At 54.8% G+C, this 16613-nt stretch carries 7 protein-coding genes; 1 reads left to right on the top strand and 6 read right to left on the bottom strand.

Annotation, left to right across the window (positions count from 1 at the left end; all coding sequences use genetic code 11):
- Nucleotides 1–77: 77 nt before the first annotated feature.
- Nucleotides 78–6431, bottom strand: a complete 6354-nt coding sequence (locus RUDLU_RS0123565; protein ID WP_019990908.1) for an SdrD B-like domain-containing protein — start codon at nt 6429–6431, stop codon at nt 78–80.
- Nucleotides 6432–7399: 968 nt separating this feature from the next.
- Between RUDLU_RS0123565 and RUDLU_RS0123570 the strand changes: the two genes are divergently transcribed.
- Complete coding sequence (locus RUDLU_RS0123570) at nt 7400–8146, top strand: LytR/AlgR family response regulator transcription factor (RefSeq protein ID WP_019990909.1); 747 nt, start codon at nt 7400–7402, stop codon at nt 8144–8146.
- 78 nt (nt 8147–8224) lie between these two features.
- Here RUDLU_RS0123570 and RUDLU_RS0123575 read toward each other — a convergent pair whose 3' ends face one another.
- The 5 genes from RUDLU_RS0123575 to RUDLU_RS0123600 all read right to left on the bottom strand — a co-directional run.
- Nucleotides 8225–8929, bottom strand: a complete 705-nt coding sequence (locus RUDLU_RS0123575) for a SanA/YdcF family protein (protein WP_019990910.1) — start codon at nt 8927–8929, stop codon at nt 8225–8227.
- 51 nt (nt 8930–8980) lie between these two features.
- On the bottom strand, nt 8981–11635 hold the full coding sequence (locus RUDLU_RS0123580; RefSeq protein WP_019990911.1) for a DNA gyrase/topoisomerase IV subunit A: 2655 nt from the start codon (nt 11633–11635) through the stop codon (nt 8981–8983).
- A gap of 324 nt (nt 11636–11959) precedes the next feature.
- Nucleotides 11960–12711 (bottom strand): IS5 family transposase gene (locus tag RUDLU_RS29390; RefSeq protein WP_157580375.1). Its coding sequence is split into 2 segments (ribosomal slippage): nt 11960–12375 and nt 12375–12711, totalling 753 coding nucleotides; the frame shifts between segments, so codons are not numbered across the junction.
- 90 nt (nt 12712–12801) lie between these two features.
- Nucleotides 12802–15690 (bottom strand): T9SS C-terminal target domain-containing protein, encoded by a 2889-nt coding sequence (locus RUDLU_RS0123595; protein WP_019990913.1) that lies wholly within the window; start codon nt 15688–15690, stop codon nt 12802–12804.
- A 65-nt stretch (nt 15691–15755) separates the two neighbouring features.
- The coding region (locus tag RUDLU_RS0123600) for a T9SS C-terminal target domain-containing protein (RefSeq protein ID WP_027303337.1) at nt 15756–16613 on the bottom strand (858 nt) is incomplete at its 5' end.

Below are 16613 nucleotides of genomic sequence, written 5' to 3' on the forward strand. Positions count from 1 at the left end.
ACCGGGCTCAAATGTCGGCGGGTGGTTAAGCAGGGTTATTTCTCTTGCTACCTGGCCCGCCGACGTACTCCTGAGGCTTACTTCTGAATTTTGGATACCGTAATCGGTACGCACTTGTTGGTTGGGCAGGCGCAGTTTGCCGATAAGCCGACCGTTACATCGCGGAAACAACCCGTCTGCGTATCCGTCACCCGAACGGTGTAATTGCCCTCGGTCAAATTGCTGGCAATAAATCCGTTAGCCGGGATAGCCGCAGCCTGAGCGGGCTGGGCCGTGGCGGCATCGAAGCTGGTTGTGGGCGAATACTGGTACTGGTAACGGCCGGTTGTGGGCAGGCCCGTAATCTGCAACTGACCGTCGGCCTGTGGTGTAGCACCAACGCAGGTTGGCTTCTGCGTCACGAGTGTAAACAGGGGTACTTCCGTTTCCTGAATCACAATCTGACAGCACGATTGGCTGGTGCAGTTGCCCAGCGCCCCACCGTCGGCAACAACGCCGTAGGTTCCGGGGAGGGTTGCCGTAAACGAGTTGAGCGAACCATCGGCAACCAGCGTTGAGGTGGTTGCACCGGGTGCCGTGAGGTACCACTGGTAGCGGCTATATCCCGAGGGCACCGTCAGCCGGATGGCGAAAGGCTGTCCTTTGCAAACCAAATACGGTACCGTAGTGCATACCTTGGTTTCAATGACGGTGTCGGAGGTGGGCAGTGTCGCCGTGTTGATGGTAATTCCTTCGGTAACCAGGCTCACGCTAAACACCAGTGTCGCAGTTGTTCCAGCGGGTAGCGTAGCCACGCTCCACGTACCACCCGTTGGATTCTGGGTGAAGTTACCTGCCGACGCTGTAGCTGAACCCGGAACGAATGCGATGCTGGCACTAAAGGTGTCGGTTACCACCAGATTGGTAGCCGAAACGGGGCTAGTGTTGGTCAGTGTCAGCGTGTATGAAACCACATCACCCAGTCGGACTTCGAGGGCACTCACCCGTTTCTCAAGAGTTACCGAGGGCGCTGCCGAGCAAGAAGCGGGTGCCGCAAACGTGGCGCTGGCCGAGCCGCATGCCGTACCTGCAAACAGGGCTGTTGCCGTGCCCGTAGTACCATTGGCCGGTAGACCGTCAACAGTCATCTGTACCGTATTTTCTCCTGATGCCGTGAGGCTAAAGACTTGCGACTGACCACCCAGCGTCAGTGTGACAGATTGGGGCTGAAGCAAATTGTTTGCCGTCAACGTCGCCGTGGCGGAGAAGGTGTTCGTTGCCGACTGGCAGGTTCCCGCCGTCACGACCAAGCTCACCGAGCAGGGGGGGATCGTATTAAGTACGATCGAAGCGGTCGTGAAGCAAGCGGGACCCGTCGTACAGGTGGCCGAGTAGGTCTGCGACGGTTGTGTCGGGGTCACCACGATGCTGGTTCCCGTTGATCCGTTGCTCCAGGTAATTGTACCCGCACAACCGGCGGCCGTCAGCGTCACATTTGAGCCAACCGTAACCAGTGTTGAGCTGGCGCTCAGGTTGAGTACCGGTTGGGGCAATACAGTTACCGTACCTACCGCGAAGGTGCTCGAGGTGGCCGTGGTGCAAGTGGCCGTGTAGCTTGTAGTTTGGGTCAGAGCGGGCGTCACCAGGGTAGTGCCCGATGTGCCGTTGCTCCAGGTTACTGTACCGGTGCAACCCGAAGCCGTCAGCGTGGCCGAGTTACCGTAACATACCGTCGCCGAAGTGACATCGATGGTGGCGGCTACTGTGCAGCTGACCGGTGCTGTGTACGTCGCCGAAGCCGTGCCGCAACCGGGCAGGCTCACCGTTACGGTGTGCGAGCCCGTGCCTGAAGTGAGGCCCGTTAGCGAGTAAGCCACCGACGTTGCACCGGCCGGTACGCTTACGGTTGTGCTGACGGCTCCGTCAGTGATAGTGGCGGTGCCCGCCGTAGCACTCGTCAGGCTGATCGTACCCGAAACCGTGTATCGGTTCGTTGCCGGGTCGCAGGTTCCGGGCGTGGCGGTGGTCGTAAGGGCGCAGGGGATTTCTACCGTCAGGCTAACCGTTGCCGTAGCCTCGCAGCCTGCCCCATTACTCACCAGCACGGTATAGGTATAAAGACCCGTTGTGGCCGGAGCCGCTACTGTGCGACTCGAAATCGTAGTAGCGGTAGGACTGCTGATGCCCGGACCACTCCAGGTATAGGTGGTTGTTCCAGAAGTTGTGCCTGTCGCTGTAGCATTGAGCGTGACGGTAGCACCGGGCGCTACATTGGCTGGCAATGCTGTCGCTGCCACGTTCGTTGGCGTAACGCAACATTCCAGTTTGGCAATCGTGAATGTAAAGTCGTTGTAACAAACCTCTTCGCCGTTAAACACCCGAACGGTATAGGTCACGTCGGTAGAGGAGCCGTTGATGTTACCCACAACAACGCCATTTGTCAGGCTGCTGATGGCTACTGCCGTGGAATAGGACCCCGTGAAGGTAGTACCAATTGAATAGCCAACTTTGTCGCCGATGGTTCCTCCGCCGATGCTGATACTGCCGAGGCCCCCCGCACAGGTGGGTTGCACGACACTGGCAGCATAATCGGGCTTGATACACTTGTAGAAGCCAAAGTCAACCGAGTAGTTGGTGTAGCCACCGTCCAGCGGTTCGGCAACGGCACTGAGCGTAATGGGCTTGCTGATAATGCCACAGTCAACAACGGCACTTCCGTTATCGTCGTTTTCAACGTTATTGTCCGGGTCGGGAGCAGGGTCGTTGCCCGTGCTGCTGACATAATCGAGCAGTACACCTTTGAAATTCACGTCGGGAATCTGTACGATGTAATTACCTGCCGGCAACCGGTCAAACGTGTAGACACCGTCGATACCCGCCACCGTACCCGTGATGGTTGTCGTCACCTGCTCGTCGGCCTGTGGCTTGTTATCGTTGTTCCGGTCGTTGTACAGGTTTACAGTTACCCCGTTCAGGCCAACCTCATCCTTATCAACCAGACCATTGTTATTAGTGTCACTCCAGACATAGTTACCCAGTTTGTAGGGACCCGTTTGAATAATCAGACCGGCATCCCAGGTCAAATTAATCTCACCCGGAGCAAGGGTAAAGGTGGCCGTTCTGCCCGTTGCCGGGTCCACGTCGGAGTCGGTTTCGTCGCTTGTCGAACCACCTTGCGAGCCACTACCCGGTGTGTAGGTTTTGTCGGGAGTCGGCTTGAACTGCACATAATACGAACCAGCTTCCAGCTGATCGAACAGGTAATACCCCGGCCGACCGTACACGTCGTTGGTTGTCACCGTACTGGCTGAGAATACCCCGGTTGAGGTGTACAGGCAAACGATCACGCCGTTGATGCCGTTGGCTGAGGACTCGTCCTGGATATTGTTCTGATTCTCGTCGAACCACACATAGTTGCCAACCGCAGCTTTGGCCGGGAAGATCCCCTGATCCCAGGTCAGATCGTTTTCGGTAGCGCTCAGGCTGGTGATGGGGGCAATCGTTACCCGACTACCGTTGCAGATACCCGCAATGCCGTCCGAATCTTTATCGTCGCTTGTCGCATTGGCGGGCGATGTCTCGTAGCCCGGCGGCAGGAAGAACACCGCGTAGTAATTGCCGGGGGCAAGGCCGGGGAACAGGTACAAACCGCCGTTGGCCGTTGAGGTGAAGGCAATAAGCGGATCGGTTTTGGGGTCGTTAACGTTGTCGCCGTTGTCTTTGTGCAGTTCAACCCGCACCCCGTCGATACCCGTTTCTCCCGCATCCTGAATACCGTTTTTGTTCGCATCGAGCCAAACAAAGTTACCGTAGCTGCTGTTCACATCGGCCTTTACTTTGATACCTACCTTAAACGGCTCCGAGGGCAGGAACGGGTCATTGTTGTCCTGCCGTTTTGCCTTGAAACCAAAGGAGTTCCAGGCAATTTCGTTGTTAGTGGGAGCTGTCACCGGCGCGCGCATATCCCAGCTCAGTTCGATCTGATCGCCGGGTTGCAGCACTTTCGTGCCAAAGTCCAGCTTCAGCGACTGAATCGTGGTGGGGTCGGCGGGGGTACAGCCTGCGGGGCCTGCGGCTACGTAATCCGTCCGGCAGGGGTTGGTGGCGGTGCTGTAATAAACCGTAACCCCCGCGGGCGTTTGAATCGGCGTGACCAGGTTGGGCCGCCACTCGGTCAGACGGGCCGTTGGGTCAATCACGCCCTGGTCGCCTACCCAGGGCAGAATGTCCAGGATTTCGACGCTGGTAGAGGCTACGTTACCTGTGTTGGTTACGATCAGCTTGTAGTTGGCGATACCACCCGGCACGGTCTGTCCAAAGTCAGGGTAGCGTGAATATTCGGTATCACACTGACCTTTAACCCATTTTACAGAGGATAATTGAGCTGCAGTGGTAACACCAATATGTGTCGATGAATAGCAAAGAGATTCAGACGTGGTCTGGGTATTTGAATTCAAATCGTACAAGTCATTGGTCTGAAACTGGTTGAGCGAGAAATATTGCTCAACCCTACAAACTTTAGGAGAAGTACCGGTAAAGAATGCTGTGTTTTTCAGGCCATTAATCTGTAAGTAGGGATTGTAAAGCCGATCATTGGATGAATAATCCGATACAAGGCCTGCCGGGGCAAGGGGGTTTACCTTTACCCCAATATTAAAACCATAGGTAGTCCCCGCAGGCATGGGCGTATTCCAGGTTAGCCGAATTAACGTACGGCCGGTGCCATTGAAATTGGGAATTGCCTCTGTAGTACTGGCAGGGGGCGTGGGCGACTGGTATAGGATCTGGCCCGTGAAATCAAGTCCGATAGGCAACAAATCCATAATGACCGCATTTTCCAGCGGCTGTCCTCCTCCAGAGTTGGTAGCACTGATATAGGCCCAAAATGGCGAAGTTGCGGTGTTAACTGGGGTGTAGAATACGCTCGAAGGTACGCTTGGCGATTGGACAAATACTTTATAAATACTAAGTGTGCTGAAGGGGTCAAGCTGAGTAATAGTAATAGTATGGCAGGCCTGTGTGGCTGGGTCAGTTACCAAACCTGCATTACCAGCGGTGGCCGTATAGCAATTGACGATACTGGTTCCCGAAACACCAGGCGACGACGTTCCTGACAGACGCATGTATCGGTTATAGGCACCCGGAGGCAACTGATTAAGCAACATTTTATAGGCTGTAATCTTATCACCTGCCGCAACTGTATAAGGGAAAGTTGTTAGGGCAGTGTACGTTGGATTGTTTGCCGTCTTGACATAATGAGTAGCAACCTCTCCGCCCACAAGCCCCACAAATTCACCGGGAGCAAATCGGGTAATTGTAAGCCCTTCCGGGATAATATCCTCAATAACAATATCGGTGAGCGTTGTATTTCCCGTATTGCTGATGTTAAGATCAAAGTAAAGGTCTTCGCCAGGCTTCGCACTACTCGTTCCGGTTTTGGTGTAGGATAACTTGGAAAGCGAAGCAACAAGCGGATCTGTAACGTCTAGTTTGGCGGTACATACCCTTGTAGCTGTAGTTGTGTAGGTGGCACCATCCGTAAAATTTCTGACATCACCATTCACCAGCGTTATGGGGGTTGAGGTGCCAACCGGTTGGTAGGTAACCGTAACACTGTTTGTTACATTGGTACCAGCCGTGAAGGCTGTACTTGGGTACTTTACGTTGATTTTTATATCAACAACGGGTTGAAATTGGGACTTGACTTCCATGACCGAAGCCGGAAATGTGCAGGTAATTCGTGCATTGGCATTATCGACTACACAGACCCCTGTTGGAATTGTCGGAACTGGTAATCCGTCAACAGGAATTACGTTCACCGACTCAATAACAGTACCTGCAGGTAATTGGTCAACAACGGTTACCGGGCCGGGGCTGAGTAACCCCACACCCGTTAGCTGATACCCATTTTGGGAGGCTCCCGATAGCCTGATTGTATAGGTTGTAGTATTATCAATTCCCAGACCAACACCGTTGGATTTAGAAGGACAAAACTTGTCATAAGCATGAATGGTCGTGTTTACGGTTTGAGTTGAACCGGGTACGCCATTCGAAGACAGCACAGCTGTTAACGTGGACGTTGAGTTGTCTGCGATCCCAAAACTTCCCTGACCCGTTACCTGAATGATACCCGTATTACCGGCCGTGAGGGGCTCTTTAAACGTAAATGTGATGCTATTTCCACTGGGGCTGATCGAGTAACTCTGAATATCAGATGGTAACCCGATGGTCTGCGTCGGGAAAATGATATTCTGAGGAATTGTAGCCGTCAGCGTTACCCCTGTACAGTTGTTAGTGGTGCTGGCGCATTTGTATTTAAACGTGTACACCAGTGATTCGCCCGTTAGGATGTCCGACTTGTCGGCTTCGGCGGTGAGTTCAAGGGTTTGGGCCTGAGCTGCCCAGCCGCTCATTGACGCCACCGTGAAGAGTATGGCCGCAAGGGTCCGCATGGATGCCTTTTCCTGGGTCGGCTTTGCTGTCCATGGTTCATGTGTGAACCCGTTTAACAACCACCTAACCGACTCGGTAAGCGAGTGAAGTGCCCGCACAAAGAGAATCTGTAAAGAATTTTTCATGAGAGTCTGACTACAGAATGATGTGTACTGATTTGATGGCTGCACATTGGGCGGTTGGTAGCTGCCTCAATGGGTAGTTGTAGTAAGGCACGTTCACATAGCCTGGTTTTAGTAGGTTTCGGCATATACTATGAATGCGCATGGAGGGTCGCATGGTTAAGGTTCGATTCGTCATATGGGTGTCGAAGACTTGGGGCTGATTTCATTGCCAGCCGTAGAGTATGGTCAGTAGAGACAGCACAGTTGACTATGGTCACGTGGCGTCAATAAATTCGGCTAACGACAGCACTCAGGCTGGTTTGGGGCGGAGGTTAAAATCGAAGTCCGGATGAAGTCGTATCCATTGGGGACTGCTCGCCGAGTCCTTATCAGAATCCCGGAATCGGGCATGGATCGCCCCCTGATCCAACCACACGACTGGAGAGGAGAGTACCGTTTTACCCGTTTGTAAGGGGAATATCGAGTAAAAAATTTTCTTCATACCGTAGCCTACCGGGAGCAGATTTTAGGGCTACGATTTATACCCGCAAAAGTTTGGCCTACTTAGTGGTTTGTACGGAGTATTTGGTGAATGTTGGCGGTTTGGGGGTGACAATCAACTTTTTTGTTCGTTTAGCTATTTCGTAAACCTTTGGTTTGTTACGTACTATGTTGTAAGTTATAGTTATCAAGATGTATGCTACAGTTTGCTTTTTAGTGAAAGGTGGTTTTTTTAACCGGTTGTGATTATTCCGTATATAAAATGTGTAGACTATATTTAAGGGTATATCCTATCCATTATTAAGTATTTACACATACCCATGATTGGATAAACTCTGAGAAATACTCATTAATAAAGACGAATGACTCCCCTTCGAATTCTAATTGTCGACAATGACCCCATTGATGTAATCAAACTGAAAGTATGTATCGAAGAACTGGGCCATACGTGGCTTGCTGCTACCGATACTGTTGGGCAGGCCCGCGATCTAATTCTTCAGGAAAAGCCTGATCTCGTTATTTGTGATCTGATTACAAACGTAGACGAAGGCTGCATGGAGGTAATGGAATTGCTGGAGACCCTCATGATTCCGGTCCTGTTTGCTACCCGGTATCCACAGGATAAGCTCTACGAAAAGCTGACGCAGCGCCCCATGATGGGGTATATGGTCAAACCGGTCCATCGTCTCTCGTTGCGGAGCTACATGGAGCTGGTGTATCCAAATACCCGCAAATTGCTGGAAGAGCAGGCCCTGCGCGACCGCCGGTTCTTACTCCTGCGCGATTTGCAGAACAAAGCGGTCAAGGTTTCGCTGAGTACAATCAAGTGGGTTAGTACGCAGGGTAACTATTGTGATATTTACACGACAGAACAGCGCTTTGTGCGCAAAATTTCGCTCAATAAATTACTCCCCGAACTCGACGAACGGTTCGTGCGGGTGCATTACAGCTACGCGGTCAATATGGATTTTATCGACGCATTAGATGCCAATATGCTGTATGTAGGCGAAACAGCGATCCCGATCGGACGATCGTACAAAAAAGGATTGATGCAGCTTCTGCACACGCGGCAGCGTGAGCCAAACACTTCAGCAGTGGGAGGAGCGTAAAATCGTATAACGCTTTCTGACAACGCGCGGGCAGGTCGATTCTTTCGGTTTGCCCGCGTTGCTTTTGGCCCCGATGGTTTAGCGGGTTTTGGGCCAGTTTCCTCTTTCGGGTTTTGGCCGAATCAGGTACACATCGAGCATAGCGTAGGGGCGGGCCATATACTCGCGAATGAGTGTACGTAGCGAGTACCCATCGGGAACATCCTGCGCGGCAAAGGCAATGGCTTCAATGCCCTCATGGTTACCTATATACAGGGCGCGGGCGTTATGGAAGTTCTGGGATACAATCGTAATCTTGTCCTGGTTGAACACTTCTTTGCAGCGTACCACCGAATCGAACGTCCGGAAACCGGCATAATCGAGCGTCATCACATCTTCGGGCACACCCAGCTTAAGCAGGGCTTTCTGCATGTCCATCGGTTCGTTGTAATACTCCGAGTCGTTGTTGCCGCTTAGAATGATGTATTTGATTTTCCCTTCTTTCCAAAGCCGGGCGGTGGCTTCCATCCGGTACCGGAAAAACAGGTTTTCTTTCCCACTGCGCACAAACTTACTCGTGCCCAGCACCAGAGCCACATCGTTGGAAGGAAGCTGATGGATATTGAAATAAATCTGGCTGCGTGTGCTGGTAACCACCCACCAGTTGCAGAGCAGTACAACCACCACGCTCACAAATCCTGACAGAATCAGAATTTTGACCATGCGCTTAACCAGCCGAGCCGGATAAGGCCGCCGTGACGATGCACCGTTGCTTTGATCAGATGAGTACACGCTCGTATTCATGTGAACTTGTGCGTATGGGGGCAGCCATTAGCTACTACCCCCATACACCATTTAAAACAAGCCTAACTGCCCATCAACGGGCTCTGCAACGGCCTCCAGCTCTTTTTCGGGGAGCAACGGAGCGGCCGGTGCCGGGCTATTCGCTCCGTCCGCATCGTCAGTTGATACGAGCTTCGGTTCGAGTAGCTTTACTTCTTTAACTTTCACAAAGGGTAGCTTGTTGCCAAGCGCCTTCCAACCCCGGATATCAATGAATCCAGCCGGTTCCAGAACCATCTTCTCAATGGGGCCGCGGTCTTTTACCTGGTGGATAATCTCAATACGAGGCTGAGCATCCGTGGTAATCGCCAGCAGTTTCGAGCCTTTGGTGTCGCCAATGAAGTTGAACTTCTTGTCAATCGAGGTCGTCTCAATCTTGAAACGTTTCACGTACCAGAACTTCTGGTTGGCTTCGTAATACACCGCCGACAGCACCGTTTCGGGGGCAAACTTGCACAACACGGCAATATCGTTTGGCTCGTAACGGTTGGTCAGGTCAAAGCTGGTGAGCTCGTATTCTCCATTTTTGTAAACGACCAATACCACGTCTTTCGCTTCGAAGTTGCCGAGGAACCGGCCCCGCTCGTCGCGGTTAAGCCGACCCAGATGCTCGTCGTACCAGATATCAACCCCACCCAGTGTTGAAGTCCCGACCGTCTTTAAACTAATCTTCCGTACGGGATATTTCGTCAGAATGTTGCCCTGCGCCGACCGGTTTTTTACACCGATGCTGGCAAAGTCGAAGTCAAACGCCTTTACCTTAGCCGAACTCTGCGCCGTCAGGTTGACGGTCACCACCTCGGCCTCGCCATTGTCGTTGGCCGTGAAGTACGTAATTTTCGACTTGGGGTTGCCCATCGTCAGGTCGTACTCCCGGTCGCGGGTGACACCCGTCACGGCGAACCGCTTGGTCATCGAAATTCCCGACTTTGCATCCAGGTAAACAAGGTTGTAAATCTTACGTTCGTCGTTCTTCTTGAATACGGCGCAGTAAATAATGTCTTTTCCGACAAATACCTTGTCCTGCACTTTCGTCACGAGAAACTTACCGTCGCGTCGGAACACAATGACGTCGTCGATATCCGAACAGTCACTCACAAACTCATCTTTCTTCAGGCCGTACCCAATGAAGCCTCCTTCGCGGTCAACGTAGAGCTTCTGATTAGCCGCGGCTACCACATTGGCCGAGATCGTGTTGAACGCCCGAATCTCAGTCATGCGTTCGCGCCCTTTGCCGTAACGTTTCTGCAAATCCTTGAAGTACGCAATGGCGTAGCGGGTCAGGTTGGCGAGGTTATCTTCGGTTTCGGCCAGTTCCTGCTCCAGCTTACGCATCAGTTCTTCGGCCTTGAAGCCGTCGTACTTCGAAATTCGCTTGATCTTGATCTCGGTCAGGCGCAGAATATCGTCTTCCGTGATCTCACGGTAAAAATCCTTCTTGAACTTCGTAAGGGCTTTATCAATCGTGCTGATAACCGCTTCGAAGGTCTCACACTCTTCGATTTTGCGATAGATCCGGTTTTCGATAAAGATCTTTTCCAGTGAACTGTACAGAAGTTTTTCGCGCAGTTCCAGTTGCCGGATTTCCAGCTCCCGCTGCAGCAAATGAACGGTTTGGTGCGTGTTGATTCGCAGGATATCCGTTACACTGACAAAGTGGGGCTTGTCTTTAATGATAACGCAGGCATTGGGCGAAATCGAGACTTCGCATTCCGTAAAGGCGTAGAGCGCGTCGATCGTGATATCAGGCGAAACGCCGGGGGCCAGATGCACGTGTATCTCGACATCTTTCGAGGTCAGGTCATCTACCTTCTTGATCTTGATCTTACCATCTTCGTTGGCCTTCAGAATCGAGTCCTTTACCGAAGTGGTGGTAGTGCCAAACGGAATCTCGCGAATCACGAGGGTCTTTTTATCCAGCTCCTCAATCTTGGCCCGCACCCGCACTTTGCCGCCCCGGGCGCCGTCGTTGTAATTGCTTACGTCAACCTGACCACCCGTAAGAAAGTCGGGGAAAATCTGAACGGGTTTGTCTTTCAGAATCTGAATCGACGCTTCGATCAGCTCGTTGAAGTTGTGGGGCAGTACTTTGGTCGACAGCCCCACGGCAATCCCCTCAACGCCCATCGCCAGCAGCAACGGGAATTTAACAGGCAGCGTAACGGGTTCGCGCTTCCGTCCATCATACGAGAGTTGCCACTCCGTTGTCTGATGGTTAAACACAACCTCCTGCCCAAACTTCGACAAACGAACCTCAATGTAGCGGGGAGCAGCGGCTCCGTCGCCCGTCAGGAGGTTACCCCAATTGCCCTGCGTATCAAACAGGAGATTTTTTTGACCGATGTTCACCAGGGCGTCACCGATCGAGGCATCGCCGTGGGGGTGGTACTGCATGGTCTGTCCAATCACGTTGGCCACCTTGTTGAACCGACCATCGTCCATGTCTTTCAGCGCGTGCAGAATCCGACGCTGAACCGGTTTTAAGCCATCCTCAACGGCCGGTACGGCCCGCTCAAGGATAACGTAAGAGGCATAATCCAAAAACCAGTTTTCGTAAAGACCCGACACCACCGTTTGGGTTTGCAGGGTCTCCTCCTGGGCTTCATTTGTATCTGTTGTTGTTGTACGCTCGTCAGTGGGCTCCTGATGTTCGTTTTCGTTCACCATGAATCGGTACGGAATAATATATTAAATTGATAGGTAGAATCGAGGTCGGAACCTCGACGTTCGACACTTTAAAGATACGAAATAAAATGCGAAAAACCGCGTTTAAAGGCTATTTTGGCCTTTGTAGCCGGGTTTGAGGATATGCCCGCCCCAAAGTCGGTATGTGCCGGTAATCTGCGGTATGTGTTACATTGAAAAGGCTGCTCGTTAAAAAATAGTTTACCGGGCTGTCATGTGTTTTTTGGGTGGTTCGCGTACAAAAAAGGTGCGCGCTGGAAGGATATGTTCCTCCAGCGCGCACCAAAAACTAGAGTGTGTGGACAATCAGAGCAACAAAATCATACTTGAAGCCAGATGAACCATCGCCAAGAAGCTGCTGGCTGTTTTTTCGTAGCGAGTTGCTACCCGGCGATACTGTTTCAAGCGGTTAAAATAGCGTTCAATCTTGTTGCGATCAGCGTACAAATTCTCATCGATTACCCGCTGCTCCACCCGATTCACTTTGGAGGGAATGATCGCGTCACAACCGTTGTGGGCCAACCCTTCCAGCAACCAATCGGCATCATAAGCCTTATCGGCAATCACAGCAAAAGCCTCACAGTCAGCCAGTAAGGTGGCTGCGCAAGGCGCATCACCCGCATGGCCAGGACTTAACTCAATGCGGATAGGATTGCCTAAGGCATCCACCAGAGCATGAATTTTTGTGGTCAAGCCGCCCCGTGAGCGGCCTAATGCTTGTTGCTGGAGACTACTTTTTTTTGCCCAGCAGCCTGTTGATGAGCTCGCACCGTTGTCGAGTCAATCATTACCCAATCCAGGTCGGGCTCTTGCAGGGCATCAAAGACCTGTTTCCACACCCCAGCCTGAGCCCAGCGCCGAAATCGTCGGTAGTTGCTGTTCCAATTGCCGAAGCGTTCAGGCAAGTCGCGCCAAGGCGCACCCGAGCGGGTAATCCAGAGCACGGCGTTGATAAACAAGCGGTTATCGAGTGCTTTTCGGCCTGCTGAGCCTGCCTGTCCTGGTAGAAGAGGGGTGATTTTAGTCCATTCCTGCTCGGTGATCTCATAGCGTCTCATGCCACAAAGATCGTAGGATTGGGTAAGTTTATCCTAATTGTCCACACACTCTAAAAGCGATAAACCAATAAATAAGAACTATTTCCTGACTTAACCTCCCGATGGACCGTTCTCTCGGAATAGCTGCACCCAACCCTTGAGGATAACCGGCGGAGCCGAGGGGTCCAGACCCCCAAACCGCACCGACACCTCGTAGTAGTACAGCCCCGAGGGCTGCTCCTGACCCGCGCTGTTGCGCCCATCCCACCGAATCTGCGGGTCGGTGGTACTGAACACCCGACCCCCCCAGCGGTTGTAGATCACCGTCTCTACCGACACCACAAACAACGAGCAACTGCCCGGCTGCCAGAGGTCGTTACGCCCATCGTTGTTGGGGGTGAACACATTGGGCAGCACAAACTGGGGGCACACATCCTGACAAACCGTGTTGGAGGCTGGCCCCTCAATGCCGCGTCGGCTCACGGCCGTCACGTAGTAGCAGCCCGCTACGCTGGTCAGGCTCTCGTGGCGGAAGCTGGTGGTGGGCGTACTGGTGACCAGGCTGAAGCTCTGGGCGGGCCCGTTCAAGCGGCTGTAGTAGAGGTTATAGCGGGCGGCTGGCTCGCAGCTCTGCCCGCCAGAGGGGTACTGCCAGCGCAGGTTGTTGCTGAAGCTGGTCTGGTTGCAGAGGGCCTGCTGGGTGGCGGGGTCACAGGCGAGCGAGTCCAGGCTCAGGCGGGGTGCGCAGGGCCGGGTGGTGTCGAGGGGGCTGGCGCAGGCGATCTGGGAGTAGTTGAGCAGCAGCCCCCGCACAGCGGTGGTGGAGGTGTAGCGGCCCACCGTCAGCACGCGGTAGCAGTAGTTGGAATCGACCGAGAGCGACAGGCTCTGCACGCCGGCCAGGGTGGAATTGCCCGTGTCGGTGTAGCGGTAGGGCTGCCCCTGAACGGGTACACGGGCAACCTCGACGAGCGGTCCGGCCGTGCCGCGCCGGGATCGGAAGACGACGTGTGTCTGGTTGTCGTTAGACCAAGGGGTGTTGGTGGCCCAGGTGAGCTCAATCTGGCGCAGGGCGGGATTGAGGGAGAGCCGTGGGCTGGCGGCCGGTTCGGTGGCATCGACGCGGGTGAGTGTACCCTGGGGGGATGTCTGGAAGAAGTCGATGCGGTAGCGGTAGGCGTTGGCCTGGGTGTTGAGGGGCTGGGCTGCGGTTCCCCGGTCGACAAAGAGGGTATCGGCCCGGCCGGGCAGCAGGCTGGAGGTGATGGCGGTGATCTGAGTGAAGTCGGTGCCGGTGAGTCCGGTAGCGCGGAAGACGCGGTACTGGAAGGGGGCTCCTCCGTCGGCGGGGTTTAGTCCGATGGGGCGGGTCCAACGGACGGTGATCTGTCCGCGCTGGGCGTCGGTAGAGTCGACGGTGACCTGGGTGATAAGGGGGGCCAGCAGGGGCAGGTCCACACACACGCCATCCGAGACAACGCTCTCACCGCCCAGCGGTACAGGCGGGAAACGGGCAACAATTCGGTAGCTATACTGCACGCCCCGGCGCAGGCCGGTGGTGTCGGTAAAGGTGTTGGTGCCGATGGGTACGGTGCCGATGAGGGCGTAGCCGGTGCTGGTCGACAGGCCGGTGGTACAGGTGCCCGATTGCAGGGGCGCGCATCCTTCCCGCCGATACACCAGCATCTCTGAAGAACCAGTGGTAGTTGTCGAAGGCGGAATACAGGTGTACGGGTTCCAGTTGAGTCGGATGGCGCGTCCGGTCGCGGTGGCCTGTGGGGTAGCGCGCAAGCCCTGCGGCCGGGGCGCAATAATGCGGATGCGGAAACTCTGCAAGGCTGCCAGCTGGGTGGCGGTTCGACCGGGCACGTCGACCACGCGGGCCAGCACATCGTACTCTTCCTGCCGGATGTGAGCACAGGCCGTTTGCCAGCGAATCAATCCATTGACCGTGCCACTTTGAGGCTGCGAAATAAGCGTAGCAAAAGGGGGCGGTACAATAGGTGGGTTATACTGCGTACCGTCGGGGTTTCGGTTAAAAATACCGCCAAAAGCGGTCAGTTCCAGCCGTTGGCCGTCGGGGTCGGTGGCCCGGATAGGTACTTCGATCAGGCTACCCGCTTCGCGGCACAGGTCGGGAATGGGGTCGAGCAGGGGGCGGTTGTTACGCGAGTCGGTAACAATAATCTGCATGTCGCGGGTGATCTCGCCAATGAGCACCCCGTCGCGCCATTCTTCAATAATAAAGGCAATGTTGTACTGACCCGCCACCGCTGGCGAATCCCAGCACAGGTCGCCCGTGGTGGGGTTAATGCCGAGCGTGGCCTGTCCGTTGCGGGCTTCGTTCTGGGCGTTGGGGTCGATGCCCCGGGCCGGGTCACGGTAGCCGTTAACGGCAAAGCCCCGGCAGGGAGCGCCCGTGGTCGACTCCTGCGGAATGGCCATACGGTAAGCCAGGCTGTCGCCGTCGCTGTCGAAGGCGGCTGGGTTGTGGCAAAACCGCTGTCCAGTGCGGGCCGAATCGAGGGGAGGGTTGAGCAGAACGGGCGTTGAGTTGAGGCCCAGGCCGGCGTTGACCTGGATCGTGGTCCGAATCCAGAACGTAATGTCCTGCGAGGGTTGCCGCAGGTTAATCGTCCGGTCGTTCCGTTTCTCAATAGCTACCGAAATCTGGTACACACCCGGTCCCTGGTAGGTGTACCGGAACCGGTAGATATTGATGGATGTGTTGGAGTTAATGTTCCGGCGAACACTGCGGGGAACATTAACAATCGATCCATCACCCAGACAGAAATCGACCGAGTTGGTTTGATCGGACGCTATTCGACCGTTCAACTCATCGAAATACGTGGTCAGGGTAATCTCGTATTCCAGCCGGTTCGGGTCGACCCGACGGGTTGTGATTTCGCCTGCCCGCACGTGGGTAGCATATGTGAATGTGGGTGCCAGCATACCCAGTAGCAGTACCAGGCCGAGCCAGTAAGTATATCTTGCGTGCATAGAAGAATAACCAATACGTACTACTCAACGATTGGAGCCGCAAAATGTGTATTTTTTCGACTACTTTAACCTCCCGATGGGCCGTTCTCACGGAATAGCTGCACCCAACCCTTGAGGATAACCGGCGGAGCCGAGGGGTCCAGCCCCCCAAACCGCACCGACACCTCGTAATAGTACAGCCCCGAGGGCTGCTCCTGACCCGCGCTGTTGCGCCCATCCCACCGAATCTGCGGGTCGGTGGTGCTAAACACCCGACCCCCCCAGCGGTTGTAGATCACCGTCTCCACCGACACCACAAACAACGAGCAGCTCCCCGGCTGCCAGAGATCGTTGCGCCCGTCGTTGTTGGGGGTGAACACATTGGGCAGCACAAACTGGGGGCACACATCCTGACAGACCGTGTTGGAGGCCGGCCCCTCAATGCCGCGTCGGCTCACGGCCGTCACGTAGTAGCAGCCCGCTACGCTGGTCAGGCTCTCGTGGCGGAAGCTGGTGGTGGGCGTGCTGGTGACCAGGCTGAAGCTCTGGGCGGGCCCGCCCAGGCGGCTGTAGTAGAGGTTGTAGCGGGCGGCTGGCTCGCAGCTCTGCCCGCCAGGGGGATACTGCCAGCGCAGGTTGTTGCTGAAGCTGGTCTGATTGCAGAGGGCCTGCTGGGTGGCCGGGTCACAGGCGAGCGAGTCCAGGCTCAGGCGGGGTGCGCAGGGCCGGGTGGTGTCGAGCGGACTGGCGCAGGCGATCTGGGAGTAGTTGAGCAGCAGCCCCCGCACGGCGGTGGTGGAGGTGTAGCGGCCCACCGTCAGCACGCGGTAGCAATAGTTGGAGTCGACCGAGAGCGAGAGGCTCTGCACGCCGGCCAGGGTGGAATTGCCCGTGTCGGTGTAGCGGTAGGGCTGCCCCTGAACGGGTACGCGGGCGACCTCGAC

The sequence above is a fragment of the Rudanella lutea DSM 19387 genome (assembly GCF_000383955.1).
Classification (GTDB): domain Bacteria; phylum Bacteroidota; class Bacteroidia; order Cytophagales; family Spirosomataceae; genus Rudanella; species Rudanella lutea.

Bases quoted from the DNA above. Each gene is read 5' to 3' on its own strand.
- RUDLU_RS0123570 (WP_019990909.1), top strand. From the start codon at position 7,400: ATGACTCCCCTTCGAATTCTAATTGTCGACAATGACCCCATTGATGTA.
- RUDLU_RS0123575 (WP_019990910.1), bottom strand. From the start codon at position 8,929: ATGAATACGAGCGTGTACTCATCTGATCAAAGCAACGGTGCATCGTCA.
- RUDLU_RS0123580 (WP_019990911.1), bottom strand. From the start codon at position 11,635: ATGGTGAACGAAAACGAACATCAGGAGCCCACTGACGAGCGTACAACA.
- RUDLU_RS0123565 (WP_019990908.1), bottom strand. From the start codon at position 6,431: ATGCGGACCCTTGCGGCCATACTCTTCACGGTGGCGTCAATGAGCGGC.
- RUDLU_RS0123595 (WP_019990913.1), bottom strand. From the start codon at position 15,690: ATGCACGCAAGATATACTTACTGGCTCGGCCTGGTACTGCTACTGGGT.